The sequence below is a fragment of the Anaerococcus sp. Marseille-Q5996 genome (assembly GCF_946893725.1).
GTDB lineage: Bacteria > Bacillota > Clostridia > Tissierellales > Peptoniphilaceae > Anaerococcus > Anaerococcus martiniensis.
Genome location: NZ_CAMPPE010000005.1, coordinates 1 through 26,235 on the forward strand (window position 1 = coordinate 1; position 26,235 = coordinate 26,235).

26 protein-coding genes and 1 riboswitch are annotated in these 26,235 nt (G+C 34.0%); of the genes, 5 read left to right on the forward strand and 21 right to left on the reverse strand.

All coding sequences use genetic code 11. The features are described 5' to 3' along the window. Window positions 1–331: 331 nt before the first annotated feature. From OC526_RS06815 to OC526_RS06865, 11 genes are all read right to left on the reverse strand, one after another. The gene (locus OC526_RS06815; RefSeq protein WP_262123002.1) at window positions 332–565 is read right to left on the reverse strand and encodes a DUF951 domain-containing protein; all 234 of its coding nucleotides are present in this window, start codon (window positions 563–565) and stop codon (window positions 332–334) included. Continuing rightward, window positions 552–1,403, reverse strand: a complete 852-nt coding sequence (locus OC526_RS06820) for a mechanosensitive ion channel family protein (RefSeq protein ID WP_262123003.1) — start codon at window positions 1,401–1,403, stop codon at window positions 552–554. Before OC526_RS06820 ends, OC526_RS06815 begins: the two co-directional genes overlap by 14 nt. Before the next feature lie 76 nt (window positions 1,404–1,479). Beyond that, window positions 1,480–1,977, reverse strand: coding sequence for an SGNH/GDSL hydrolase family protein (locus OC526_RS06825; protein WP_262123005.1), 498 nt, complete (start codon window positions 1,975–1,977; stop codon window positions 1,480–1,482). Then, window positions 1,977–3,968 (reverse strand): alpha-amylase family glycosyl hydrolase, encoded by a 1,992-nt coding sequence (locus OC526_RS06830; protein WP_262123007.1) that lies wholly within the window; start codon window positions 3,966–3,968, stop codon window positions 1,977–1,979. The genes OC526_RS06825 and OC526_RS06830 overlap by 1 nt, the downstream gene beginning before the upstream one ends. A gap of 15 nt (window positions 3,969–3,983) precedes the next feature. After that, the gene (gene fusA / locus OC526_RS06835; protein WP_262123008.1) at window positions 3,984–6,041 is read right to left on the reverse strand and encodes an elongation factor G; all 2,058 of its coding nucleotides are present in this window, start codon (window positions 6,039–6,041) and stop codon (window positions 3,984–3,986) included. Between the two features lie 150 nt (window positions 6,042–6,191). Next, window positions 6,192–6,548 (reverse strand): DUF956 family protein, encoded by a 357-nt coding sequence (locus OC526_RS06840; protein WP_262123009.1) that lies wholly within the window; start codon window positions 6,546–6,548, stop codon window positions 6,192–6,194. Window positions 6,549–6,551: 3 nt separating this feature from the next. Further along, the gene (locus tag OC526_RS06845; RefSeq protein ID WP_262123010.1) at window positions 6,552–7,643 is read right to left on the reverse strand and encodes a PTS system mannose/fructose/sorbose family transporter subunit IID; all 1,092 of its coding nucleotides are present in this window, start codon (window positions 7,641–7,643) and stop codon (window positions 6,552–6,554) included. A gap of 11 nt (window positions 7,644–7,654) precedes the next feature. Further along, a complete protein-coding gene (locus OC526_RS06850; RefSeq protein ID WP_262123011.1) occupies window positions 7,655–8,470 on the reverse strand; it encodes a PTS mannose/fructose/sorbose transporter subunit IIC in 816 nt (271 codons plus the stop codon). Between the two features lie 9 nt (window positions 8,471–8,479). Continuing rightward, entirely contained in the window at window positions 8,480–9,496 is a 1,017-nt protein-coding gene (locus OC526_RS06855) for a PTS sugar transporter subunit IIB (RefSeq protein WP_262123012.1), read from the reverse strand. A 76-nt stretch (window positions 9,497–9,572) separates the two neighbouring features. Continuing rightward, on the reverse strand, window positions 9,573–10,565 hold the full coding sequence (locus OC526_RS06860) for a Gfo/Idh/MocA family protein (protein ID WP_262123013.1): 993 nt from the start codon (window positions 10,563–10,565) through the stop codon (window positions 9,573–9,575). Then, the gene (locus OC526_RS06865) at window positions 10,562–11,140 is read right to left on the reverse strand and encodes a hypothetical protein (protein WP_262123015.1); all 579 of its coding nucleotides are present in this window, start codon (window positions 11,138–11,140) and stop codon (window positions 10,562–10,564) included. The genes OC526_RS06860 and OC526_RS06865 overlap by 4 nt, the downstream gene beginning before the upstream one ends. An 85-nt stretch (window positions 11,141–11,225) precedes the next feature. Here OC526_RS06865 and OC526_RS06870 point away from each other — a divergent pair, with 85 nt between their 5' ends. The 5 genes from OC526_RS06870 (at window position 11,226) to OC526_RS06890 (ending at window position 18,145) form a co-directional block, all read left to right on the forward strand. Then, on the forward strand, window positions 11,226–14,075 hold the full coding sequence (locus tag OC526_RS06870; protein WP_262123016.1) for an insulinase family protein: 2,850 nt from the start codon (window positions 11,226–11,228) through the stop codon (window positions 14,073–14,075). A gap of 73 nt (window positions 14,076–14,148) precedes the next feature. Continuing rightward, the gene (locus OC526_RS06875) at window positions 14,149–15,240 is read left to right on the forward strand and encodes a 5-bromo-4-chloroindolyl phosphate hydrolysis family protein (protein ID WP_262123017.1); all 1,092 of its coding nucleotides are present in this window, start codon (window positions 14,149–14,151) and stop codon (window positions 15,238–15,240) included. After that, window positions 15,237–16,355, forward strand: coding sequence for a toxic anion resistance protein (locus OC526_RS06880; RefSeq protein ID WP_262123018.1), 1,119 nt, complete (start codon window positions 15,237–15,239; stop codon window positions 16,353–16,355). The genes OC526_RS06875 and OC526_RS06880 overlap by 4 nt, the downstream gene beginning before the upstream one ends. An 8-nt stretch (window positions 16,356–16,363) precedes the next feature. After that, window positions 16,364–16,624, forward strand: coding sequence for a kinase to dihydroxyacetone kinase (locus OC526_RS06885; RefSeq protein WP_262123020.1), 261 nt, complete (start codon window positions 16,364–16,366; stop codon window positions 16,622–16,624). Window positions 16,625–16,720: 96 nt separating this feature from the next. Next, window positions 16,721–18,145, forward strand: coding sequence for a hypothetical protein (locus tag OC526_RS06890; protein ID WP_262123022.1), 1,425 nt, complete (start codon window positions 16,721–16,723; stop codon window positions 18,143–18,145). 80 nt (window positions 18,146–18,225) lie between these two features. On the opposite strand, the gene OC526_RS06895 is transcribed toward OC526_RS06890, so the two are convergent. The 10 genes from OC526_RS06895 to OC526_RS06940 form a co-directional block, all read right to left on the reverse strand. Further along, on the reverse strand, window positions 18,226–19,629 hold the full coding sequence (locus tag OC526_RS06895; RefSeq protein WP_262123024.1) for a S41 family peptidase: 1,404 nt from the start codon (window positions 19,627–19,629) through the stop codon (window positions 18,226–18,228). Next, a complete protein-coding gene (locus tag OC526_RS06900; protein WP_262123025.1) occupies window positions 19,619–19,972 on the reverse strand; it encodes a hypothetical protein in 354 nt (117 codons plus the stop codon). Before OC526_RS06900 ends, OC526_RS06895 begins: the two co-directional genes overlap by 11 nt. A 15-nt stretch (window positions 19,973–19,987) precedes the next feature. Then, window positions 19,988–20,998, reverse strand: coding sequence for a tRNA (adenosine(37)-N6)-threonylcarbamoyltransferase complex transferase subunit TsaD (gene tsaD, locus OC526_RS06905; protein ID WP_262123026.1), 1,011 nt, complete (start codon window positions 20,996–20,998; stop codon window positions 19,988–19,990). Further along, complete coding sequence (gene rimI, locus OC526_RS06910; protein WP_262123027.1) at window positions 20,998–21,432, reverse strand: ribosomal protein S18-alanine N-acetyltransferase; 435 nt, start codon at window positions 21,430–21,432, stop codon at window positions 20,998–21,000. The genes tsaD and rimI overlap by 1 nt, the downstream gene beginning before the upstream one ends. A gap of 1 nt (window position 21,433) precedes the next feature. After that, entirely contained in the window at window positions 21,434–22,105 is a 672-nt protein-coding gene (gene tsaB / locus OC526_RS06915; RefSeq protein ID WP_262123029.1) for a tRNA (adenosine(37)-N6)-threonylcarbamoyltransferase complex dimerization subunit type 1 TsaB, read from the reverse strand. Next, a complete protein-coding gene (gene tsaE / locus OC526_RS06920; protein ID WP_262123030.1) occupies window positions 22,086–22,532 on the reverse strand; it encodes a tRNA (adenosine(37)-N6)-threonylcarbamoyltransferase complex ATPase subunit type 1 TsaE in 447 nt (148 codons plus the stop codon). The genes tsaB and tsaE overlap by 20 nt, the downstream gene beginning before the upstream one ends. Before the next feature lie 74 nt (window positions 22,533–22,606). Further along, complete coding sequence (locus OC526_RS06925) at window positions 22,607–23,203, reverse strand: ECF transporter S component (protein ID WP_262123031.1); 597 nt, start codon at window positions 23,201–23,203, stop codon at window positions 22,607–22,609. A 65-nt stretch (window positions 23,204–23,268) separates the two neighbouring features. Then, window positions 23,269–23,389, reverse strand: a riboswitch (FMN riboswitch). A 282-nt stretch (window positions 23,390–23,671) separates the two neighbouring features. After that, window positions 23,672–24,334: a winged helix-turn-helix domain-containing protein gene (locus tag OC526_RS06930; protein WP_262123035.1), complete on the reverse strand. Its 663-nt coding sequence runs from the start codon at window positions 24,332–24,334 to the stop codon at window positions 23,672–23,674. Between the two features lie 155 nt (window positions 24,335–24,489). Continuing rightward, window positions 24,490–25,179 (reverse strand): 2,3-diphosphoglycerate-dependent phosphoglycerate mutase, encoded by a 690-nt coding sequence (gene gpmA / locus OC526_RS06935; RefSeq protein ID WP_262123037.1) that lies wholly within the window; start codon window positions 25,177–25,179, stop codon window positions 24,490–24,492. Further along, window positions 25,179–26,228 carry a rod shape-determining protein gene (locus OC526_RS06940; RefSeq protein WP_262123039.1) on the reverse strand — a complete coding sequence of 350 codons (1,050 nt, stop codon included), beginning with the start codon at window positions 26,226–26,228 and terminating at the stop codon, window positions 25,179–25,181. Before OC526_RS06940 ends, gpmA begins: the two co-directional genes overlap by 1 nt. Between the last annotated feature and the right edge of the window lie 7 nt (window positions 26,229–26,235).

Genomic DNA, 26,235 nt, shown 5'->3' on the forward strand with positions numbered 1-26,235 from the left:
TTGTTTGTTATTTATTGATAGGTTGATTATGTTTTTATTTTACATAATCATTGATATTAAATTTCATTTTAGATGTTTGTTTAAACATCCGGTTCATTGTGTCGTTGTTTTTAACGACTTTTATAGTCTACCATTAATTTTTAAACTCGTCAACTTTTTTTAAATGATTTTTACAAAAAGTTTACTGTAGCTTTACATATTAATGTATCGACTTTTTATAGTCTATCACCTTTTTTATATCTTGTCAAGAATTTTTTTATTATTTAAATCCTGACTTTTGGTGTCGACTTTTTCTATTATACAGATATTGAATATTATGTCAATAGTTTTTTTAATTTTCTTCTATTTCTGGTTGATAGTTTACAATTGATACCATTTTGCCATCTTTGTCTTGGATTTTCCTTATCTTTTTGTCAAAGTCTATGCGTTTTAGCCAAATTGATTTTTCACATCCTAGGCATTTTATTTTCATATCTGCTCCCATGCGTTCTATCTCCCATTTGTTTTCTCCACACGGATGGCCTTTTTTAAGAGTTATAATGTCTCCTTGCTTATACTTCTTCATTTATTTCCTTTCCATTTGCTAGGGCTACTACTTGTATACTTGGGTTTAGTTTTCTTTTAGATATCTCATCTATAATTAGTTTTCTTTCTTTTCTACCTAGTACCCATTGGTGGCCAGGGACTGCTACTGCTGTTGTTCTTAGTAGGTATGAGTTTTCGCGGATTTCCATTATTCCAAATATACTTACGTCTTGGATAAGGTATTTGCCTAATTCTTGATCAGCTTTTAGTTTTTTTGATACTGACTCGACTAAGTCTTGGGCTTGCTCGTAACTTACATCATATGATAAGAAGATATTACAATCAAATCTTATTGGCCCACTGTTTAGGTTTTGCACATTTGTGATTTGTGAATTTGGTATGGTGTGAAGAGATCCGTCGTAGTCTCTGATTTTTGTATGACGCATACCAAGTGTTTCGACAGTTCCTTCTACTCCTGCTGTTTTTATCCAATCTCCCACCCTAAATGTATCATCTAGGATGATAATTACTCCAGTTACTATGTCTTTTACTAGAGTTTGTGCACCAAAGGCTATGGCAACCCCACCTATTCCTGCAGTTGCTATTATTGATCTAGTATTTATTCCTAGCATATCTAGAATAATCATCACAATGATAAATCCTACTATAAATCGAATTACAGTATATAGATTTTTGCTAAGTGTTTCTATTCTTACTTTTCTATAGCCGTCTACATCCATCTTGTTTTTAAAGGCCTTGGCCATAAGATGTGATAGGCTATTAAGCAAGATTTTGCTGATAACTATAATGATTAATATTAATATTATATCTTTAATAATATTTGTTTTGGCTAATTGATTTAAGTTTATATCTGGCATTTCTCCTCCTTTTTTTGCTACATTATATATTTTATAATGTATTCTCCAATTTTGCCATATAAAAACACAGGATTTTTTATTCCTGTGTTTTTTGAATTACATTTAGAATCTCACCAGCTAATTTTATATGAAAATCTTCTCGCATATGAAGTCCATCTATATAAGAAGGTTTTATTTTTCTGGCGTCTATTATCGTTTCCTTAAGATTCTTTTCTAAGGCTGCCAGTTTATTTATTTTCTCATTTATCTCAGCGTATCTGGGATAGGAATCATCTATTTCCATTAGGGGTGGAATGATTATTATGTTTTGCTGGCCTTTTGATTTGTTAAGCAATTCTTTTATATTTTCAAAAACTTGGTCTGGGCTAGTAGCATCAAAAAAATCATTTGTACCTGCAAATATTATTTGTATATCGCAGACATCTCCTTTAAATCTTTCTAGCATGCCGCTAGTGCGGTCCCCGTTTTTTCCTAAATTTATTACTTGATGTCCATAATCTTTTAGCAAATCTGCATAAGATTTGTCTACCAAATAGCCTTCTGTATATGAATCTCCTAGGCAAATTATTTTCATTAATCGATCCTTTGTAGGGCAAGGGCTGTTCTTGCTGGGATGTAAATTTTTATCCCGTCATAGTCTGTGCCAGCTAATCTTTCTGTTTTGTAGACATATTCATGAGAAATGCGTCCTTTACCTCCAAATTTTACTTGGTCGGTGTCCATAGATACCTTAAATTTTCCTGTATCATGGATTGGAACTGCAAATGAATCGTATGAATTTGTTGGGTGGAAGTTGAAAATATAAACCACATCCTTATTTCTATATGCAATTACTTTTCTGTCATTATCTATCCATAGCCTAAAAATCCTATTGCCCAATTGCTCATGATTTTGAGTAAAGTCTAGCATTTTTTGATCAAATTTGGCTAAATATTGGTATTTTAGATTGTCATTTTCTAAAAGCGACCATTGGCGTTTGGCGTAGTCAAAGGAATATCCATTGCCTTCTCTTGGGAAATCTATCCATTCAGGGTGGCCAAATTCGTTACCCATAAAATTTAAATATCCGTCTGATCCCATGGAGATTGTAATCCACCTAATCATTTTGTGAAGGGCAAGGGCTCTTTCTATTATATAGTTGTCATCATCCTTATTCATATGCCAGTACATTTCTTGGTCTGCTAAGGTAAAGATTGTGGTTTTTGAGCCAACTAAAGCTTGGTCGTGGCTTTCTACATAAGCTATGCGTTTTTCCTCTGGACGGTGGGTGGATAGTTCGTACCACAGATTGGATAAATCCCAATCCTCATCGCGTTTGTCGAGGGTGCGTTCCCAAAAATCTGGCATACCCATAGCCAGTCTATAATCAAAACCTATTCCACCTTTAGAAATTGGCAGGCACAAACCTGGCATCGCCGACATATCTTCTGCAATGGTAATTACATCTTTTTTTACCTCACGGGCTAATTCATTGGCCATTTGCAGATAGTTTATCGCTTCTATATCTGTATTCATAGAAAAATATTTATCATAATGGTCAAAACTTATCCCACGGCCGTGGTTTTTATAAATCATCGATGTAACTCCATCAAATCTAAAACCATCAAAGTGGAATTCTTCTAGCCAGTATTTTACATTAGAAAGTAGGAAATGTGCTACACCTGGTTTTGCATAGTCGAATAATTTGCTATCCCAATCTGGGTGCTCTCCCTTTTCTCCTGTATGGAAAAATTGGTAATCGGTGCCATCAAATTCGTTGATACCCTCGACGGTATTTTTTACGGCATGAGAATGAACTAAGTCCATAATTACATTTAATCCCATTTCGTGGGCGGTATTTACAAGCGATTTTAAATCATTAATCCCCCCATACCAAGAACTTGGCGTATAAAAATTGCTAACTTGGTAGCCAAAGGATCCGTAATATGGGTGCTCAGCTATGGCCATCAATTGAACAGTATTATAACCTGCTTTTTTGATTCTAGGTAGGATGTTTTTTTCAAATTCTTTGTAAGTTGAAACTTTGCCCTCTTCACCAGCCATACCAATATGAGCTTCGTATATTAATAAATCATCATTTTGAATTTTAAAATCATCATCGGTCCACTTAAATTTGGATCGCGGATTATACATTATAGCTGCAAAATCCCCTTTTTCATCTCTTTCTACTCTTTTTGCAAAAAGTGGAATCCTATCAGAAATTTTGCCATTTGCCTCTACTAAAATCTTTATGCGGGATCCATGAGGAATGGTTTTGATGCCTTTTACAGATATTTCCCAATCCTCATCATTTATTTTTTTCATTGGATGGGAATGCCTGTCCCAATTATTAAAATCACCGATTAAATAAAGGCTATCTGCATTTGGTGCCCACTCTCTGTAAACCCAACCAGTTTTTGTTTTTTGAAAACCGTAATAATGGTGGGCATTGGCAAAGTCAGAAAGTGTTTGGCCATCTCCTATGAGTCTATCTTTTGCTTTTTCATATTCGCTCATTCTAAGATTTATATCATTTTCATAATCTTTTATCCAAGGGTCAATGTCTAAAATTTCCCACTTTGCCATATTTGCCTCCTAAACTTATTCTTTGTGCGCTTCTATAACTTTTTGTGTAATTTCTTTTGGTACTTCTTCATATCTTTCAAATTCCATGGAGAATGATCCCCTTGCTGATGTTTGACTTCTTAAGTCAATGGCATAGGTTAAAACTTCTGCAAGTGGAGCTTCGGCAAGTATGATTTGGCTGCCATCTGCTTGTGGGTCCATGCCCAAAATTCTGCCACGTCTTTTGTTCATATCTCCCATTATGTCGCCCATGTAAGTTTCTGGAACTCTAATTTCAAGTTTCATAACTGGTTCTAAAAGAATTGGGTCTGCTTCTTCTATACCCTTTTTAAAGGCAATTCTCGCAGCGGATTTAAAAGCTTGTTCATTACTATCAACAGGATGATAAGAACCATCGTAAAGGGTTGCCTTGATACCAGTTACCTTAAATCCTGCTAGAGGTCCTTCTAATAGGGATTCTTCAAGGCCTTTTTCTACTGCTGGGAAGTAGTTTTTAGGAACTGCTCCTCCAAACACTTCTTCATCAAATACAAAATCTTCTTCTGTTGGCTCAAACCTGATAAATACATCTCCGTATTGGCCAGCACCACCTGATTGTTTTTTGTGTTTACCTTGAACATCAGAATTACCTTTTATGGTTTCTCTGTATGGGATTTTGTAATCTACTATTTCTGTATTTACTCCATAATTATCACGAAGTTTATCCATAATTACTTTTAACTGAACATTTCCAAGACCTGATAGGATTTGTTGGTGGGTTTCTGTATTTCTGTCATCTTTGAAAGTAGGATCTTCTTCAATTAATTTTTGTAAGGCTTCTGAAATCTTATCCTCATCGTTTTTACTAATTGCATTTATAGCATAAAATAAAACTGGTTTTGGATATTTGATTGGCTTGTATTCTATTTTATTAGCAGCTGTTGCAAGAGTATCGCCTGTTGATAATTCATCAAGTTTTGTAAATGCACCGATGTCCCCTGCAATTACTTTGTCAGCCTTTATTTGTTCCTTGCCCCTTAGGAAAAATAAATTTGACGCCTTTAATTCTTTATTTTTTGTAACATCTAAAAACTTATCATCTTTAGCAACTGAACCTGACAAAACTTTAAAAATAGAAATTTTACCAACAAATGGATCTGCAAGAGTTTTGAAAACTACTGCTGAGAATGGTGCATCCTCATTTGCATCAAATGCTTCATAGCCATCTTTTACTCTAAAACCAATATGAGCCACTTCATCATCAATTGATGGCATGTATTTTGTAATTACTTCTAATAACTGAGTAAGTCCTATTTCTCTTTCGCTAGATCCGGCAATAAGTGGGACAACAGTTCCGTTTAGGATGGCTTCTGTAAGACCTTTTCTAAATTCGCTTTCAGAAAATTCTTCGCCTTCAAAGAATTTTTCCATTAGCGAATCATCAGTTTCGGCAACTGCTTCGATAATTTCTTCATAAACTGCATCTACTTCTGCTAGGCGGATTTCTGGGATTTCCACTTCTTTTTTCTCACCGTTTTCATATGTGTAGGCTTTTTTATCTAAAACATCGATAACACCTTCAAATTCATCTCCCTGTCCTAGCATGAGGGTAAGAGGTGTAACTTTTTTGCCAAATTCTATATGAAGGTCTGATATAACCTTATTAAAATGAGCATTTTCCTTATCAAGTTTGTTTACAAAAATAATTGATGGGAGATTTATCTCTTGGGTATAATTCCAATATTTTTCTGTTCCAACCTCAATTCCATTTTCTCCGTCAATTACAAAAAGTGCTGCCTCACTAGCTCTTAAGGCTTGCAAAACCTCACCCTCAAAGTCAAAAAATCCAGGAGAATCTATAAAGTTTATCTTGTAGTCTTCGTATTCTATAGGAATGATTGAAGTTTGGATTGAAATCCCCCTTTTTTTCTCTTGAGCTTCATAGTCTGAAACTGTAGATCCTTCTTCAACTCTTCCTTTTTTGTCAATTGCACCTGTTTTATATATAAGTGCTTCAGCAAGACTTGTCTTACCACTTGCTGAGTGACCGACTAAAGCTAAGTTTCTAATTTGGGATGTAGTATAATTTTTCATATTTTTCTCCTTTGTGAAAACATTTATATTTTAAAAATAAATATGCTTTCTAAATCCTTATAAGTTAATTATATAGCAAATTTCTATATTTTACCACATTTTTTGCAAATGTTTTCATAAATTAATAAAAAAAGAGCACCCATGGGCACTCTAATTTTTGAAAGCTCTTTTTATATAATCCACAAAGGATAATGATTTTCTAAGCTTTTCACTTGGTATATAATTGTTAATTGCTCGTAAAGTTTTTTTATTATCCACTGTCGAAAAGATAAAATCCCCATTTTGCTTGGTGTGGATAGCAAATCTTGGAATTTTCTTTTTAAATATAACTTCAGCGGTTATAAGTTCGATCTCGCTCCATGGAATTTGGATAAAATCCCTAGGGTTTTTTTCATTGTAATATTCAATTGCCTTATTACCAATAACAAGATCCCCAGAGCTAGTAAAACCCTGGAGATGCCTTGCTTTTATCGATAAGTCGATATTTTTGTTCTGTGATTTAATCATAACCTACATTATATTAAAGTATCTAGCAACGATACCGATGATAAATAGGGCAATGATAATTGTAATTGGAGAAACATCTTTTTTAAGAAGTTTTGAAACACCAAGTGTTAGTAATAATGGAACTAAGCCTGGGATAAGCATATCTAAGTTATCTTGTAAGGTTGTGACTTTTTCTGGACTAAAGGCATTTGCTCCGTATGTTTCATACATTTCTAGGGCTTGTTTTATGCCTTCTGATCCACCTGGTAGATTTGCCCAATCGATAAATGTTTTGCTATCTTGAGCTACTCTTGTGATTTCCACTGGGAAGTCTACACTTACCCATCTTTGAACTAGAGCCCCAATTACAAACATACCAAGGATTGAAGCTGTCAGGGTTACCCTACCTAATAGTCCGCCTGATAAGTCTTTTGTAATTTCATTACCAGCCTTATATCCCGCTTCTTGAGTTCTCCATAGGAAAATATATCTGATTAGGTTCCATACTACGAAAAATAAAATTGGTCCTAGTGGGTTTCCACTTAAAGCTATGGATGCGCCAAGGGCTCCAAGTATCGGTCTAATTGTAAACCAGAATACTGGGTCTCCAACACCTGCAAGTGGTCCCATCATACCGACTTTTACCCCGTTAATTGCTGCATCATCAATTGCAGTACCATTTGCTCTTTCTTCTTCCATAGCAAGTGTTACACCTAAAACTGGTGCAGAAACGTATGGGTGGGTGTTGTAGAATTCTAAGTGGCGTTTTAATGCTGCTGCTTGACCAGCTTCGTCGTGATATAAAGTTTTGATAGCTGGTATCATTGAATAAGCCCAACCACCATTTTGCATTCTTTCAAAGTTCCATGTTCCTTGTAAAAATTGGTGGCGGTTACAGATTTTTCTTCTTACATTTTCTGGTAATTCTATTCTATCTGCACTTTTAGTTTCTAATTTCTCGTCTAAAACTTCTTCTTTTGTTTCAACAACTTCAGTTTTAGCAGGTTCTTCTACTATTACTTCTTTTTTTACAGCAGGGTCTTCATTTTTTATAACTTTTTTACTTGAATCTGCTTCATAAACTTCTTTGTCTTTTTCTTTTTTGTTATCAGTCATAAGATCCCTCCTTAATAATCATTTATAATATCGCCAAGTGGGTCGCCGGAATTTCCGCTAGCTCCTGTACCACTTTGAGCAATACCTTTTAGCTTCATATAAATAAGGGCAAATGCAATACCGATAACACCAATACCTATAAGTGTAATATCAGGGATAGCAGCGATAACAAAACCTAGGGCAAAAAATGGCCAGGTTTCTTTGGTACTCATCATATTTAAAACCATGGCATAACCAACTGCTGCAACCATGCCACCACCTACTTGCATACCACCTTTTAGCCACTCTGGCATAGCATTTAGGGCATCCGTTACTGCCTTAGCAGGGATAAAACATAAAATAAGTGCTGGAATTGCAATTCTAAGTCCTTGCATAGCAACACCTGACCAGTGGATTCTTTCTATTTTTTTAAAGTTTGCAGTCTCTGCTGCATTATCCATGGCGTGAACCATAGGAATTGCTATAGTCCTTGCAAGCATGGTTAAAAATAAACCAGCCACTGATAATGGGATAGCTAGAGTGATAGCTGTACTTCTAGCTTCTGCAGCATTTGTAGATCCTCCATTTAGGGCCAGGGCCATAATAATTGCAGATGCTACAGATGCTAAGGCTGCATCTGGAGCTATAGCCGCCCCAACATTTGACCAACCTAGGGCCAACATTTGTAGCGCACCACCTAGCATAATACCTTCTTTTAGGTGTCCTGTTACAAGTCCGATAAGGGTACAAGCAACAATTGGTTGGTGAAATTGGAATTGGTCTAGGACTCCTTCACAACCAGCTAGGAAGGCAACTACAAAAATTAATATAATATTAATAGCAGTCATTTTCCTCTCCTAATTCATATTTAATTCTGTACGTGCTTTTTTAAGCATATTGTCTAGATTTTCTTTTTTATCTGATGGGACTTTTCTAACATCAAAAGTAACACCCTGCTCTTTTAGTTTTTCTAGAGTTTCCACATCTGATTGTCCCATTGATACTGATGTTGTAAGGTTTACCTTTCCATCCGAATAAGCCATAGATCCGATGTTTAGATGATCAATCTTGCCACCTAATTCCATTAATTCTAATACGTCTTCTGGTTTTTCAAATAAGAGCATAGCTCGTGTTGCTCCAAATCTTGGATCCTCTAAAATTTCTTTCATTTTCCAAACCGGTACTACGTGAGCCTTTACTCCTGGCGGTTCTGCCTCCATTACCATAGATTTTCTTAAGGCATCCTTACTAACTGCATCTGAAACTACAATGATGCGGTCAGGATTTGTTGCCCTTGTCCAGCTAGTTGCCACTTGACCGTGCAAAAGTCTGGTGTCGATACGTGCAAGGACAATATCGATTTTGCCATCTCCAATCACTGTTCCTTCTGGGATTGATCCATCAGATGCTTTTTTTGCATCAACTAGGGCTTGGGCATCATCAGCTTCATTATTTGCTGGTTTTTGGCTAACTTCATTTAGGTCTTCAGGTTTGATTTTCACCCCTTCTTTGGCAGAGCCTATGATTGCTTTTGCAATTGCATGTGAAGATTCATTTGTAAATCTTTCTGATAGGGCTTCTATAACCATTGGAAGGTTCATTCCTGCTACTATTGCCCATTTATCCTCATGGCCTTCAAGCAAATTTGAAGTTTGGTTAAATGGAGTGCCTCCCCAAAGATCAACTAGAAATAAAATCTCATCGCTATCCACTTTTTTGATACAAGCTTCAAGCTCACTTCTTAAGTCATCTGGTCCCATGCTTGGCAAAAGAATTGCTGTTTCAAATTTTTCTTGGTCGCCAAAAATCATTTGGGCAGATTCTTTGATACCTTCAGCAAAATGGCCGTGACTTGCAAGTATTATTCCTACCATCTTCTCTCCTTTCATAAAAATGATATTTACATAAATTCATATGAAAATGATTTTACAAGTTTATTATATCACACTATTAAAGAATTTTATCAGATGGATAATAAATATTTGCATCAAATCTTGCTTTTGTTATAACCTCCATATAATTGCGGGTTTTTTCTAAGAGTTCTTTTTCTTTTTTTGTATCTCGAGTTCTTAAAATTTCTTCTATGCAAACGAATTCATAATACAATCTTGATTTGCCCTCTTGGTTAAATTGGAAAGAATATTGCCCATCATCTCCCACCACTTCTAGGTTAAATTCCTCAAAGCTATTTAGAGCATCTGGGATTTCTATAGTTCCCTTTGTTCCTTGGATGGTATTTATCATAGGTGCAGCAGAATCTTTTGATCCGATGCAGGATATTTTAAAGTCATCATAATCTAAGATTACAATTCCAGATGTATCTATGTTTTTTTCAATATTTGCAAAATATTTTACATCCTTTGGTAGGCCAAAAGTATCAACTGCAAAGGCAACATTATATAAATTTAGATCAATTAGAGCTCCTCCAGCACTTTCTAGTGAAAATACCGGCTCAATAATTCCTTCTTTAAATTTGTCATATCTTGAAGAATATTGGGAATAGTTAAGGGAAACTATTTTTATATCTCCAAGGTCATCAACAATTTTTTTTGCCTCAATGGCATTTGGTATAAATCTATGGCTGATTGCCTCAACAATCATCACCTCATGTTCTTTTGCTTTTTCGATTATTTTTTCAGTTTCATAGCTATTAGTTGTAAATGGTTTCTCACAGATGATGTCTTTTCCAGCATCAATTGCCTTATCCATAGCATAAAAATGCAAATTATTTGGTAAGGCAACATATACAGTATCAATCTGTTCATCAGCTAATAAGGCTTCTATGCTCAGATAATATTTTTCAATGGCAAATTCTTCACATAAATTTTGTAATTTTTCTTCATTGCGGGCTGCAATTGCCACAACTTCTATATTTTCGATTTCCTTTAAAACTGGCAAAACTTCTTTTACGATTTTGCCTGATCCAAGTATACCAAGTTTCATTTATTACCCCTTTCATAATTCATCTTCATTTGCTTATCATCAAAATTTTTGCCTAATAGAGACCTTTCATCCATTAATTTTATAAAATATTTTGATGAGTAAAGGCCTATTAAATATACTGCCAGCGACAGGATTAAGGTTGGAATTAAAGCTGCCTGGGTGAATTTGGATTCTGGAACAAATCTCATCACTACAAAATAGGAAGTCCATACCTGAAAAAATCCATTTATAGGCACTGTTAGATAAATATCCCTATAAGATTTGTATTTTCTGATTAGTAAAAACGTCAAAATATCAGCCAAAAATGCACTGGCCCAAATAGCTATCACTCCAAAGATAGAAAATTTTAATAAGAATATTCCAAATACAAAAGAGATTAAAGATATAACACCGATTTTCTTAATCCTAAGTATGAGAGCAGTAAATATAAAAGAAAAAGCAGGAGCCATGGCCAAAAGCCTACCTCCAGGTATAGGCAAAGACCTGCCCACAAAATATAAAATTGAACCCAAAACCACCATCAGGGCAAGGGAGATTGCCATGACTGTAAGCTCCTGAGTTTTAATTTTTTTCATATATCCTCCTAAGTAAAGTCCTATTAAATTTTTACCCAATATCGATAAATATTTCTTGGAGTATAGTTAAAAAAACGGAGGAATTATGACTTACACTTTAAAAGAAAAACAAGCTTACGAAAAAATGGGCGTGGAGGTTTATCTTTACGAACACGATAAAACCAAAGCCCAAGTTGTTTATGTAAAAAACGATGATAAAAACAAGACTTTTGGTATAGGATTTAAAACTCCACCAACAAATTCCAAGGGCATGGCCCATATTATGGAACACTCAGTATTAAATGGGTCAAAAAAATACAAAACCCGCGAGCCATTTATGGATATGGCAAGCTCATCGCTCCAAACTTTTTTAAATGCTATGACCTACCCAGACAAGACTGTTTATCCAGTTTCTAGTGAAAATGACAAAGATTTTTATAATCTAACTGATGTATATCTCGACGCTGTTTTCAATCCTAGCGTCCGCCACAAAAAAGAAGTTTTGGACCAAGAAGGCTGGCATTATGAAATAGAAGATGACAAAATTTCAGGTATTTCTGGTGTAGTTTATAACGAGATGAAGGGTGCTCTTACCGACCCTGATGAACTTGTTTACAATGACTTTGTCGCTCATCTTTATAAAAATAGCCCCTACCAATACGAATCAGGCGGAGATCCTGCTGATATTTACAAGATTTCCTATGATGAATTTGTAAATTTCTATGACACTCACTACCATCCTTCAAATGCCTATATTTATTTTTATGGTGACTTGGATATAGATTTTTATTTGGATCACTTGGATAAGGAATATTTAGCAAATTATGATTATAAGGACCTTGATTTTGATATAAAAGTGCCTGATAATTACTATTCTGATACTATAAAATCAACCTATCCTGGCAATAGTGACCAAGAAAATGCTGACTACTTGCTATATGGATTTTTGACTAAGGAAGATCAAGATACAAAATACTATCTGACCCTTTTAATCCTAATCAGCGCCCTATTTCACATGGATTCATCCAAAATCAAAACCCAAATAAATATGGAAATAGACCCAGATGACTTTTCTGCAAGAGTCGGATATGGGGTTAGAAGTGCTGTTATCTTGCAAGCTCAAAAAGCTGATAGCGCAAAATTAAATAGATATGTAGAAATTATTGAAAATGGCCTAAAAGAAGCTGCGGATGGCATCAATAAGGAAAGTTTAAAAGCTGCATTTTCTATTTTTGAATATGGGCAAAGGGAACAATTAATTTCTGTAATGCGTGGTTTGACCTATTTCTTGATGTGGAGATTTGACAAGCCAATTTTTGAGACCTTCCAAATAATTGATTATTTAGATGAGTTAAGACAATTAATTGACACAGACTATTACGAAAATTTCATCAAAGAAAACTTTATAGACAATCCAACAAAATTAGTCTACATTGCAAAACCAAGTAGTGATTATATGACTAATAAACAAAAGGATTTAGACGAGTATATTGCTAATTTAAATGAAAATATGACTGATGATGAATTAGCAAAAATAAAAAGTGATTTGGAAAAATTAGAAATCCACCAAAATGAGGTAGACACTGAGGAAGAAAAAGCAACAATTCCAGTATTAAATATCGAAGATGTCCCAACAAGGGTAGAAAAAACTGCCAGGGAAATTGTAAAAGATAAATTTACCTATATTTATCACGACATTGACACAGCAGGTTTGATTTACACTTCCCTTTATTTTGACATCAACCATTTAAATTTAGATGAGCTTTCCTACCTTTCACTTATAAATGATTTTATGGGCTCAGTAAATACTGAAAATATGGATTATACAGAAATTGATGATGTGCTTTTCCAATACTTGTCTAGCCCAAATTTTTCAAATACATTTATAAATGTAAATGATGAAAAAATAGCAAGGTTAGAAAAAGTTTCCTTTACATCAACAATTGAAACGGCCGAAAAGGGACTTGATTTGATGGCAGATTTTATGTTTAATTCTGTATTTGACAATCAAAAGAGGATTTTGGAAGTCCTTCGTATGAAAAAATCATATTTTGAATCAGTAATGTATGACCAAGGCCATATATTAGCCATGAATAGAGCAAATGCCCATATTGATAAAAACATGATGATTAAAGATCAGCTAAGCGGTATAGGTTCCTATTTATTTTTAAAATCAGTAATAAATGAGGTTAAAAATAATTTTGATGAATTTTTAGCAAAAATTACTAGCATTTACAAAAAAATCTTTACAGAGAGTCTAGAAATTAATATTACCTCTTCTGAAGACGACTTTGCTAAGATGAAACAAATTATTAACTCACAATTTGATTCATTAATGCAAAAACAAGATACGGTTGACATTAATTTTAAGCCTGAGTACTACAAAGAAGCCATCCTTTCAAATGCAAATGTAAACTATATTTCAAAAACTGCAAATATAAAAGAATTTGGAAGTGAATTTGATGGCAAGTTGATGCTAGCAACTTCAATTTTATCAAACCCTTACCTTTACGAATTAATCCGTGCCAAGGGCGGGGCTTATGGAGCAGGTATTACTGCAAATAGGTCAGGACTTCTTTCTACCTACTCCTACCGCGACCCAAATATTTTAAAAACTATTGAAAGTTTTAATTCCATTGGGCAGCTTACAAAAAATATTTACCTTACAGATAGAGACTTTGAAAACCAACAAATCTCATCTATGGGCAGCATTTTAAGGCCAAAATCTCCTCAATCCCTAGCAGATGAAGATTATGGTAGGTACAAAAAGGATAATCCTATAAATCCAGAAGAGATTTTAGGACAGATAAAAAACGCAAAACTTGATGATATAAAGGCATATAGTGATTTATTTGAAAAATCCATGCAAAAAGATAATCTAGTAGCCTTTGGTAATCGCAATAGTTTAACAAATATTAAGGATAGTTTCGATAAGATAATTGATTTAGATGACTAATTTGATATAAATTGAAAGTCGATTTAAATTTGTTAATATTTAGGGTATGATAATATGTAGACAAGGAGTGCCTATGAGTGATAATAAAAATAATTTTGATTTTAATGATATAGACTTTTACGAAATCGGTCAAACAATTAAAAAATCGGTAAATTCTACCCTAAAAAAATTTACAGAAGCTAATGAAAAAGATGAAAACTTACCCCAAACAAGAAATAAGGAAGTCTGTGCCCAAAAACCACCAGAGCTTTCAAAGGCCAAGGGTTGGCAAGCAGGGGCAATTATAAGTGGAATAATTTTGCCCATAATAACTATTAGTTTCTTTTCAGAATTTGTAAATTTTAGAGGCTTTTTCCCTTTTATAATGACAATATTGTTTGCAATATTAAGTATTGCAGTGCCTTATACTACATGGAGAGCTTCCAAAGAGTATTTTAGACTAACAAATAATTATGTAAGATTTTTAAGAGAACTTGGCAACAATACAGTTATTTCTATAAGAGATTTGGCAAGTTCTGTTGCCCAAAGTGAAGAAAAAACTGTATCTGACCTTACAAAAATGATGAAGCGAGGATATTTTTACCAAGCTCGTATAGTAGAAAATGATTCTCTTTTTATCCTAGACATTCCTACCTTTAGATTATATAAAGAGAAGAAAAAAGAAATCCCAGAGCCTAGAGTAAAATCATATGAAGAAGATGAAGTTTTAGTAGAAGACTTGTCAGCTGAAAGGGCAAAGGAAATCTTAAATCAGGGTAAAAACTATATTGAAGAAATAAAGTTAAGTCAATCCAAAATTAGCAAGCAAGATTTTAGGGAAAATGTAGATAAGATATTAAAAAATTCGACTGATATTTTAAATATTGTAGAAAAATATCCAGATAAGTCCTATGCCCTAAACAAGTTTGCCGACTACTATTTGCCAACAACTGCAAAACTAGTAGAAACTTATTATGATTTTGAGATGATGCGTACAAATGATAGCAAAATTTTAAATTCTATGGATCAAATCAATGAATCTATAATTACCATCGGCGCAGCCTTTGATAAAATCAAAGTAGAACTTTTATCAGATAGGGCCATGGATATAAAAACTGATATTGACACAATAAATTTATTATTAAACCAAGAAGGTTATGCAGAAGACGATTGGAGTAATCAATGAGTGATATAAAATTAACTTTAGATGGCGCTGATGAAAATGATAGCAAATTAGATAATATAGGCAATGAAAATCCTGATTTGGTAGAAAATAATGTTAAGTTTTCTCCCGAAGAAGAAAAAATGATAGATGATTTTTCTAAAAAAATTAACCTAGATGATACAAATATCATTCTCCAATATGGATCAGGTGCTCAAAAAAAGATTTCAAATTTCTCAGAAAAAACCTTAGATACAGTTCGTAATAAGGACTTAGGAGAGATTGGAGGCTTGCTTGATTCTGTTGTTATGGACATACGCGATATGGAGCGTGAAGAAGCTTCTGGTCCCCTTGGATTTTTGAAAAAACAAGCAAATAAGGTAGAATATTTAAAAGTCCGCTACCAATCAGCAGAAAAAAATATAGATGAAGTAGCAAAAACTTTGGAAAATCATCAAATAACACTGATGAAGGATATTTCTATGCTCGATCAAATGTATGACTTAAACGAAGAATATTACAAAGAAATTACCATGTATATTGAGGCTGGGAATCGTAAATTAAAAGAAACATATGCAAGTGAAATCCCAGCACTTGAATCTCAAGCCAAAGAATCAAACTTGCCACTAGATGCCCAAAAGGTAAATGACCTAAAGGCGCAGGCAAATCGTTTTGAGAAAAAACTTCACGATTTGGACCTAACCCGTATGGTTTCAATCCAAATGGCACCACAAATCAGGATGGTCCAATCATCAAATTCTATAATGGCAGAAAAAATTCAAACCACAATTGTAAATACCATTCCACTTTGGAAAAACCAAATGGTTTTAGCCTTAGGCATGAACCACACCAACCAAGCCATTGCCACCCAACAAAGAGTAACCGACCTAACCAATGAACTTTTAAGAAAAAATGCAGATACCCTAAAACAAAACACAATAGAAACTGCAAAGGCTACAGAACGTGGTATTATAGACCTAGATACAATCAAACATACCAACGACCAGCTAATTTCTACAATAGAAGAAGTTAGAAATATCCAAATCGAGGGTAAGAAAAATAGGACTCTGGCCCAAGCAGAGATTGCTAGGCTAGAGGATGAACTTAAAAGAAATTTAACAAAAGGAAATAGTAATTAGGAGGAAATATGGTAGATATAGGAGATTTTAAATTTGATACACAAATGCTAATAGCAGGCGAAGACTTGGATGAAGATGAAATCTTTGATCACATTACAGAAAACTTTGAAGGCGACAGCCTCCTTGCAGTAGGTGATGAAGAATTAATCAAAATCCACTTTCACACAAACAAACCTTGGGAAATCTTAAAATATGCAGCAAGTCTTGGAGAAATCCACGACATAGTTGTAGAAAATATGCTAAGACAAGCTGAAGGACTTCAAGGATAATAAAGGCTAGGACAATTTGTCCTGGCTTTTTTCGATTGAAAAATCCTTATTTTTTAATATAATAATATAAAGAAGCGTAAAGAGAAAGAGTATATTATGAAAATTAAAAATTACGGAAAAATCCTAGCTCTATCCCTTGCTATTGGCCTAGCCGCTCCGCTGACCAGCGCTTTTGCAAGTGAAGACCAGGTACAAATTCAAAATATAAATACATTAGAAAATTTTGATCAGGCATCAAAAAACGAGATTGAAGCCTACAATAATCTAATAGACCAAAAAAATAATGATAGTAATCTAAGCCCTGACTTAGAAAAAAATTTAAAAGATTTAGCAGGTAAATTTGGTCAAGAATACAAACTTCGCTATAATCTAAAAGCAAATATCGAACTAATCAACAAAATCGATGGCCAAAGCTTTGCTGAAGTTATCAAAGATAGCAAAAAAATTTTAAATGGCGATGACCTTGGCAAAATCAATGATCAAAGCGAATATCTAAAGCTATTAATTAGCCAAAATCAAAAAGAAAATCCTATATCCCTATCAGATGAAGAAATAAAAAATATTGAAAATCAAACAAAAAACTTCATCGATAATGGCATTCTTTTTGCAGATGAAAATGCAGAAAAAAATGAAAACCTAGAGCAAAATATAAAAGCAATTGAAAATTCAAAGGCTTATTACTTGGCTGATAAGAATCTAAAAGAAAAATACGATGAACATTTAAAATTAGCTAAAGAAAATAAGGAAAATCAACAAGCAAAACAGCTTTTAAATGATTTCCTACTAAGTCCTGACAAAGAAAATTATCAAATACCAGAGACTTTAATATCTTACGATGAAACAGAAATCAAAAACCAAGATTTTATCGCAGGAAACACAGATTCAGATAGTCAAACACTAGTTGAAGAAAGCCAAACAATAGAAAACCCATCCCAAAATTCAGGCTCATCTGCCAGCCAAAACGAATCAGCATTTTTAAAAAATGAAAAAACAAGCAGCAAATACAAAGAATTGTCAGATGCACAAAAAAGAGAAGTAGATGCAATCGATACAAATACTGATGGGATAATATCCGATTCTGAACTAGATGCATCTGCAAATTATACAGCAGATTTAGGATCTGATTCCTGGCTATACCCATTTACAGAAAAAGCAATAAATGAAACAGGTTCAGCAGAAAATCAAAATGAACAGCAAGCTGAAAGTACAAATCCCCAAGAAAACACTGGTTCAACTGAAAATACAGAGCAAAAACAACCACCAAAAACAGTTACAATAGACAATGAAACCAAGGCTCCAGAATTAAAAAATAATACTGAAGAAAAGCCAGAAGATAAAGAAGAAAATCAAGAAAAATTCAACGAAAGCCAAGCTAACCAAAATCTAGTACCAAGAGAAAATACAAATGCAGCAAGCGTTGTAAAAACAGGTATAGAAAGCCTAGGCTATGTAGTTGCAATCCTGGTAATAGCCCTTGGAGCATATTACTTCTTAAATAAAAATCAAAAAAACAAAAAATAATTAAAAACTAATATTTTTGTAAAATTAGATTAATTATTACAAATAAAAAACTCGAATCATATTGATTCGAGTTTTATTTTTTAGAAATTCCCAGCTTCTATTTCTTGAATTGTTTCTATAGAGTTTCTAAAGGATTCTGATTGTATGTCTGGGACAGTGCGTTTTTCTGCATTTATTGTGCCATCTGGTGCATAGCCTAGGGTGTTTGTATAGGTAAAAACTAGGCCTGAATTTGGCATAACATCATTTATTACTCCTAGGGTTATCCCGTCCCCTCCGGTTGTTTGGCCGATTAGGCTTGCTGATTCAGAATTTTTCATAAAACTTGCCATACCTTCAGCAGCTGAAAATACCGCCTTATCAACCATCAGGTAAATATTTCCATCAAATCCATATTCTTTGTTAGATTCATCTGGATTTACTGTAATCGTGTCTTTTATATAGTAGTCAAAGTTTTTAAGATCACTTGAATGTTCTAGCTTTACCCCTGAAATATCAACATTTTTTAGGGTTTCGATATTTAAGGTATCATCTGCTAAGATTAATTTGGCCCTATCTGAGTCTTTGAAAAATAAGTGGTTAGTTACTGATTTTGGGTTTTTTAGGATTTTTGGTAAAAGGAATTTTTGCCAATAATCCATATTGCCCCCGTAGTTTTCACGGATGTCTATTATTAGCGCCTTATAAAGGTGTTTATTTCTTAAAAACTCATCTAAAATCGCCTCATCTTGGCTAAATTTTTCTGGGTCAACCATAGAATTTATTTTTAAAAGGGCTATGCCTTCTGCTGGGCTTTCTAAAGTTAGATTTGTAGTTTTATTTTTGTTTATAAATGATAGGGCCCTTTTTTGAGATTCGCCTTGTGAATCTTGAGTTTGCTCGCCCTTTAAATCGTAGCGGTTTCTAACCACTTGCTTATTCATTTTCAAAAATTCAAAATAAATTGATGGTGTATTCCAATTTTTTGAATAATATTTTAAGGTATTTTCTACATAGGCAGTGTCTGCAATCCTTGCATGGGAGTTGTTTAGCTCACCCATAATCCCTGTCATTTCATCGATAAATTCTTGGTCGGTTTTTGCATTTTCTATGCGTTTTAAATATTTTTTGTAAGAGCCTAGAAAATCAATATTGTAATCCCTTTTTAAAACTCCAAAAAATGGATAATTTGCCTTTAATTCATTGAAAACATAATTAAAGTCCTCTACCATTTGCTTATTTGTAAGTGCCTTTGGATTTTCTGGGGCTGGTAATTGTAATTTTGGCGGATTTTGTAGGTTTTTGTACCATTTTAAATATGATTCTGTATCGTATTTGTCGATATTATCTGGGTAAAAAACATCATCTTTTCCGTTAAATCCCCCATCTTCTACAATTGTTTGGGTGCGTCTTGCCTCTAATTGGTCTAATCTTCTTTTGGCACAAGATGTATTTGTAAGCATAAAAACGAGGATTAGACAAAAAATCTTAATCTTATTTTTCATCAAATCCTCCTCTTAAAATGTAATCTCTCTTGTATAAATCATAGATTACAGGGATATTTCCTATTGGATTTACTAGTGAAAATACTACAATTGCAATAACTAAAAGATTTAGTTTTTTCCTTTCATTTCTTGCTATTGCCCCTAGACTTACATTTCTAATTCTTAAGACAGCTATCCCGTAAATAAAGGCAAGGATACCAAATACAATTTCAAAGATTTCTTTATAATAAATCCCAAAAACTAATACTCCGATACCTGCCAGTATCCAAATTACAGAACTTGCTGTTTGCATTTTATTATATTTTTTTAATAAGTCTATGCTTTCACTTCTTTTTCTTCTCATAATTTATATTATATCTTAAATTTCTAAATTTGGGTAAACTTTCATAAATTTATCAGATTCTTCGCCTGCTTGGTAGTTTAAATACCCTGCCATGGCAATCATCGCTGCATTGTCTGTGCAAAGTTCTAGGGATGGATAATAAAATTTGATATTTTCTTTGGCACATTCTTCTGCCATACGTTCTCTTAATCTACTATTTGCTGCAACTCCGCCACTTAGGGCAAATTTATTAAAGCCTGTTTCTTTTAAAAGTCGCATGGATTTTTCTACCAAAACATCCACAACTGCCTCTTGAAAACTTGCAGCAAGGTCTGCCTTATTGATTTCATTTCCCTTTTGTTCTTCTTGGTTCATATGGTTTAAGACCGCTGTTTTAAGTCCTGAAAAAGAAAAATCATATGAATCTTTTTCAAGTCTTACCCTTGGAAAATCTATGGAAGATCCATTTCCTTCTTTGGCAAGTTTATCAATTTTTGGTCCACCTGGATAGCCAAGCCCCATTTTTCTTGCAACTTTGTCATAGGATTCACCCGCTGCATCATCACGAGTTTTGCCCACAACTTCATAATCTGTATAAGAATTTACTTTTACTAGATAAGTGTGGCCACCGCTAACAACGAGTGTTACAAAGGGTGGTTCTAAATCCTTGTGAGCAAGATAATTTGCACAAATATGGCCTTGCATATGGTTTGTACCAATCATTGGTTTATTTGTTGCAAGGGATAGGGCCTTTGCTGCAGAAATTCCGACCAAAAGTGATCCCATAAGTCCTGGTCCCTTGGTTACAGAAATCAAATCTATATCATCATAAGTCAGATTTGTATCATCCAAGGCTTTTTTTATCAAAGGATTTATAGCTTCTAGATGTTTTCTACTTGCAATTTCTGGGACTACCCCACCAAAAAGTGTATGGATGTCAATTTGCGATGATATTAAATTTATTAAAAGCTCTCTATCATTTTTAAGAATTGCTACACAGCTGTCATCACAGCTGGTTTCAATCCCCATAGTATAAAAATCTGTCATTACAATTCCTTTTTCATATTGTAGGCATCTTCGCCAATTTTCTGGTAATAATTTTTTCTAATGCCCATTACTTCAAAACCAAATTTTTTGTATAAATTGATGGCTGCAGTATTTTTTGTAGAAACTTCCAGCCAAATTTCTTTTATATTTTTTGAAAGGCTTGTTTCTACTAGGTGGTTTAAGAGGCTGGTGGCAATTCCTTTTTTTTGAAAATCACGGTCCACTGCTATGGTAAATATCTCCGCATCATCCATTACATGGCTTGATATATAAAATCCAACCACCTTGCCGTCTACTTCTGCAACATAATGATTTAAAAATGAATTAGATTTCAAATCTTTTATAAGATTTTTCTTAGACCACGGTTCAAAAAATGCCTGGTTTTCTATATTATAAACCTCATCTGCATCTGAAATTTCCATTTTTCTAATCATTTTACACCTTGTTCTTTTTCTCGTATTCTCTTTCTGCTTGGGATTTTCTAAGGTAATTTGGGCTAATTTCAAACAAATCTGGGCTATCATTTATATGAATAAGCCCTAATCTTATAAGAGACTTGCCAATACAATTATTAAAATTTATAGGCAAAGTGTGGGCATTTTTAAATTGCTCACAATATTTTCCGCTGATTTCTCCTATAAGCTCTACTTCCTCTTTTAAATCATCAACAAGTTTTATAAAATCTTCTATCTCATAAAGGTCTTCTTTTATAATTTCATTATAATCCTTATCATAAACTGCTGCATAAACCCTATTGCCCCTAGCATCTAGCATAGGTGCTTTTAGTTTTTCACTTGAAGAATTGTTTGCAAGAGCCAAAAGCGTGCTAATTGGGATAAGTTTTTTTTCATTTACTTGTGCCAAAGTTTTTGCAACAGTCATACCAATTCTAAGACCTGTGAAAGATCCTGGCCCCTCAGAGATAACAAAGGCATCTATATCTTTGATAGTCATCCCTAACAAATCCAACAAATTTTCAATCATAGGAACCAAGGATTCACTGTGAGTTTTTTGCTGATTTACATTAAAATCTCCAAGAATTTCATTATCACTTGCTATAGTTACTGTTGAAATCATAGTTGAGGTGTCAATTGCTAAAATATTCATTTATCATTTGCCCCCTTTTTGTATCATCTAGGATTTTAATCTCGCGAGTATTACTATCTATTTTTGAAATCTCAACATTTATCATACCATTTGGCAAGAAAGCTCCTCCATTTTCTGCCCATTCTATAAAGGTAATTGCATTATCTGGATAAAAATATGTTTCAAAGTCAATTTCTAAAAGCTCATAAGGATCTTCCATCCTATATAAGTCAAGGTGGTAGATGGTTTTATCCCCTTCATAAATATTTACAATAGAAAAGGTTGGAGATGAGCTATCATCTATATTAAAATACTCGGCAATAAAATTAGTAAGGGTGGTCTTGCCAGCACCCATATCTCCTATTAAATTTATAACATCATTATCTATTAAAAGGGATGCAAATTTATGAGCAAAGTCCCTCATTTCATTTAAATTATTTATAATCATAAATCCTCTTTATCTTAAGTATTATACTATTTATAATAAAAAAATCCCTAGATAAGCTAGGGATGATTTTAAAATTAAAATTTAAGTGATGGTGATATGCGTTTGTATAGTATTTGAGTTACGATTGATTCGATAGCACCTTTTATAATATTAAATGGAGCTACTGAAAAAATCATAAGTGTAATATAATTTTTAACCAGTGAGTTTCCAGGAATCATACCAGCAAAGGCTTCAAGGTCTATGTTCATTACCTTGCTATAGATTGGGAAAACTACAAAGGCATTTGATAAAGTTGCAACTGCACTCATAGCAATCACACCCAAAATTAAGGCTAGGATAGAATTTTTGCGAGTTTTTTTGTTGCGATAAATAAGTGATGATACCAAAACAAAGGTAGATCCTACAACAAAGTTAGATAATTCCCCAACCCCACCTGTCATAGTCTTTGAAAGGTTAAGGACGTTTTTAATTAGCTGGATTAAAACCCCATACCAAGGGCCCATAGCAAAGCCACCAATAAGTGCTGGAACATCAGCAAAATCAACTTTCATAAAAGGTGGAGCTATTGGAATAGGCAATTGAATAAACATCAATAAATATGATATACCCGCCAAAATACCAACTTTTACCATTCTGTCTAAACTAAACGATTTACTTCTTCTTTGAATCATAATTACCTCCTAAAGTGGGCAATAAAAAATGCCCTAATCTTGGGGCACGAAAAAAATACAAAAAATATATACTTCTCCCATCCAGACTATAACTGTCGGTTTTGGAATTGCACCAAATCAACCAAAAAAATGGCTCGCAGACTATAACTGCCGGTTTAGGAATTTCACCTTACCCCGAAAACAAGCCCGTCCGGCTAGAGGAGGACCCTCCACGGAGTGGTCTGAGGACGCAGTCCGAGGAAAGCCCGTCCGGCTAAGAGAGGAACCTCCACGGAGTGGCCGCAGGGCGGCACGCCCGAGGAAACTTATCCGGCGTATAGAGGACTCGTGCCAATTAGGCACGGAATTACCACAAACGCCAAGATGATTACCTATTACCGTATGGACTTTTAACCTATTTAGTTCTTGACAACATTATATCACAATCACAATCCAATATCAATTAAATTTGAAAACAATTTCACAAAATTAATCATTTGGCTTACAACTATCCAAAACCCACTTATAGCCCTTGCGATTAATAGTTTCTATAGGATTTAGATTTGCCTTTTTAAATTCTAAACGAATTTTTCTGATATGCTCTCTTACAGACCTCTCTGTGGTCTTCATGCCTTTTTTGTTCATGGCTTCCACAATGTCATCCTTGCTTAAAACTTTACCCATATTTGAAATTAAAACTGAGCAAATACTTATTTCAAATTTTGTAAGGTCTAGAATGTCATTTCCAATCCTAAATATCCCATTATCCTCCTCCATTGTACAAAAACCAAGGCGGACAATGTTTGTATCATTGATTTCTTCTACTTTTTCAAAAACTGAATTAATAAATTCCTCACGAGTATTTGAATGAATGACAAAGTCTTTGTCATCTAGCTCTTGTTCGTAAGGATTATCTGCGTTTCTCTCTGTTAGATAAATAACAGGTGTAGTAGTTGTTTGCTTTATGTATTGAATTACCTGGAGACATTTATTGTAGGTCATATCAACTAAAATCAAATCGTATTCGCTAAGATCAAGACCTATTAGGTCTTCCATTTGTTCAAATTTATGTATAACTACTTCGTTTTTATCAAACTGGGAATTTAAGAGAGATGAAACACCATTTTCATATTCAACTGATGCTATTTTCATATCTCCTCCTTTTCTATCCATAATTATAGCCTTTTAATAAGACAATGTAAAGATTTTTTTATATAAATTTTTATCATCTGTATATAAAATACAAATTTGACTGAACTTTGTCAAGAAAAAAGAGCCTGCTTTAAGCAAGCCCTTTAAATTATTTTTTATAAATAGTATTTTTTTATCATTTTAAGATCATCATCTAGTTCATAAACTAATGGTTGACCTGTTGGGATTTCTAAGTCCATTATATCTTCATCTGAGATACCTTCGATGTGTTTTGCTAATGCTCTTAGTGAGTTTCCGTGAGCTGCTACTAGGATTGTTTCATCTTTTAGTAGTTGTGGTGCAATATTATCAAAGAAATATGGTAATGCTCTTTCTAGAGTAACTTTTAAGTTTTCTCCTGTTGGAATTACATCTTTTGGTAGATTCTTAAATTGTCTCATATTTAATTGCTTTTCTTGTTCTTCTTCAGAAAGAGTTGGAGGTAGTGTATCATATGATCTTCTCCAAATATGAACTTGCTCATCCCCATATTTTTCTGCTGTTTCTGCTTTATTAAGTCCTTGTAGGGCACCATAGTGACGTTCGTTTAGTCTCCAAGATTTTTCTACCGGCACAAATAATTGTTCAGAATATTCTAGGACATAGTTACAAGTTTTGATTGCTCTTTTTAAAATTGATGTGTGAGCGTGGTCAAAAACTATGCCTGCTTCTTTAATTTTTTTACCAGCTTCAATTGCTTCTTCTTGGCCTTTTTCTGATAAATCAACATCTACCCATCCAGTGAATTTGTTTGCAAGGTTCCATTCACTTTGGCCGTGTCTAACCATTACTAAAGTTTTTGTCATTATCTTCTCCTTAGTTTTTCATTACTTTCTAACTCTTTTTGCTTAGCTTTTACGGAATCATCAGCGCTTTGGTCTATTTCATCAAGCCATGTAAGGGCGCGTCCTGTACCAATTACTACACATTGGTCGGCATTTTCCGCTATATTTACATCTATTTGGAATTTTTCAGCCAATCTTTGGCGTAGGCCGATGGTATAAGCCCCACCACCAGTTAAAATTATTTGTTTTTCGTAAATATCTGCTGCAAGCTCTGGAGGAGTTACCTCTAATACTTTTTTTACCCCATCTACGATTAAATCAACATAAGGCTTAATTGCAAGCTCTATTTCTCCTACCGGAACAAAAACTTTTTGTGGAAGTCCTGTAGCAATTTCTCGCCCAGTAACTTCTATAGATCCATCAATCTCTGCATTTCCAGCCTCAATTTTTACTTCTTCAGCCTTGTTATCTCCAAGTAAAAGACCATATCTTTTTCTAATATAATCTTTAATTGCAGTATCAAATGTAAGTCCTGCCACTGGCACTGATGTACTAGCTATGATTTGACCCATAGAAATCACTGCAATATCAGTAGTTCCCCCACCTATATCTACAATTAATTCTCCGCCAGCATCTGTAATATCAACTCCAGCGCCAATTGCAGCTGCAAGGGCTTCCTCGATTAAATATGTCCTGTGGGCTCCAGCATTTTCACTTGCCTGAAGGACTGCTCTTTTTTCTACTTGAGTTGCCCTACTTGGTACGCAAATTAATACATCTGGTTTTAATAGTGCTTTACTTAATGACTTATCTAAAAAATATTTTAGCATGCGTTCAGTAGATGGAAAATCTGCTATAACACCGTCTTTTAAGGGCATAACTGCTTTTACATTTCCTGGGGTTCTACCGACTAATTTTTTTGCTTCATCTCCCACAGCAAGTATCTCATCTTTTAAAACATCCACAGCAATTACTGATGGCTCACTAAGGACCACTCCCTTGTTATTTACAAAAACTAAAACTTTGGCTGTACCAAGGTCTATAGCTACACTTCTTCTAATCCTTGCCATTTTTTCT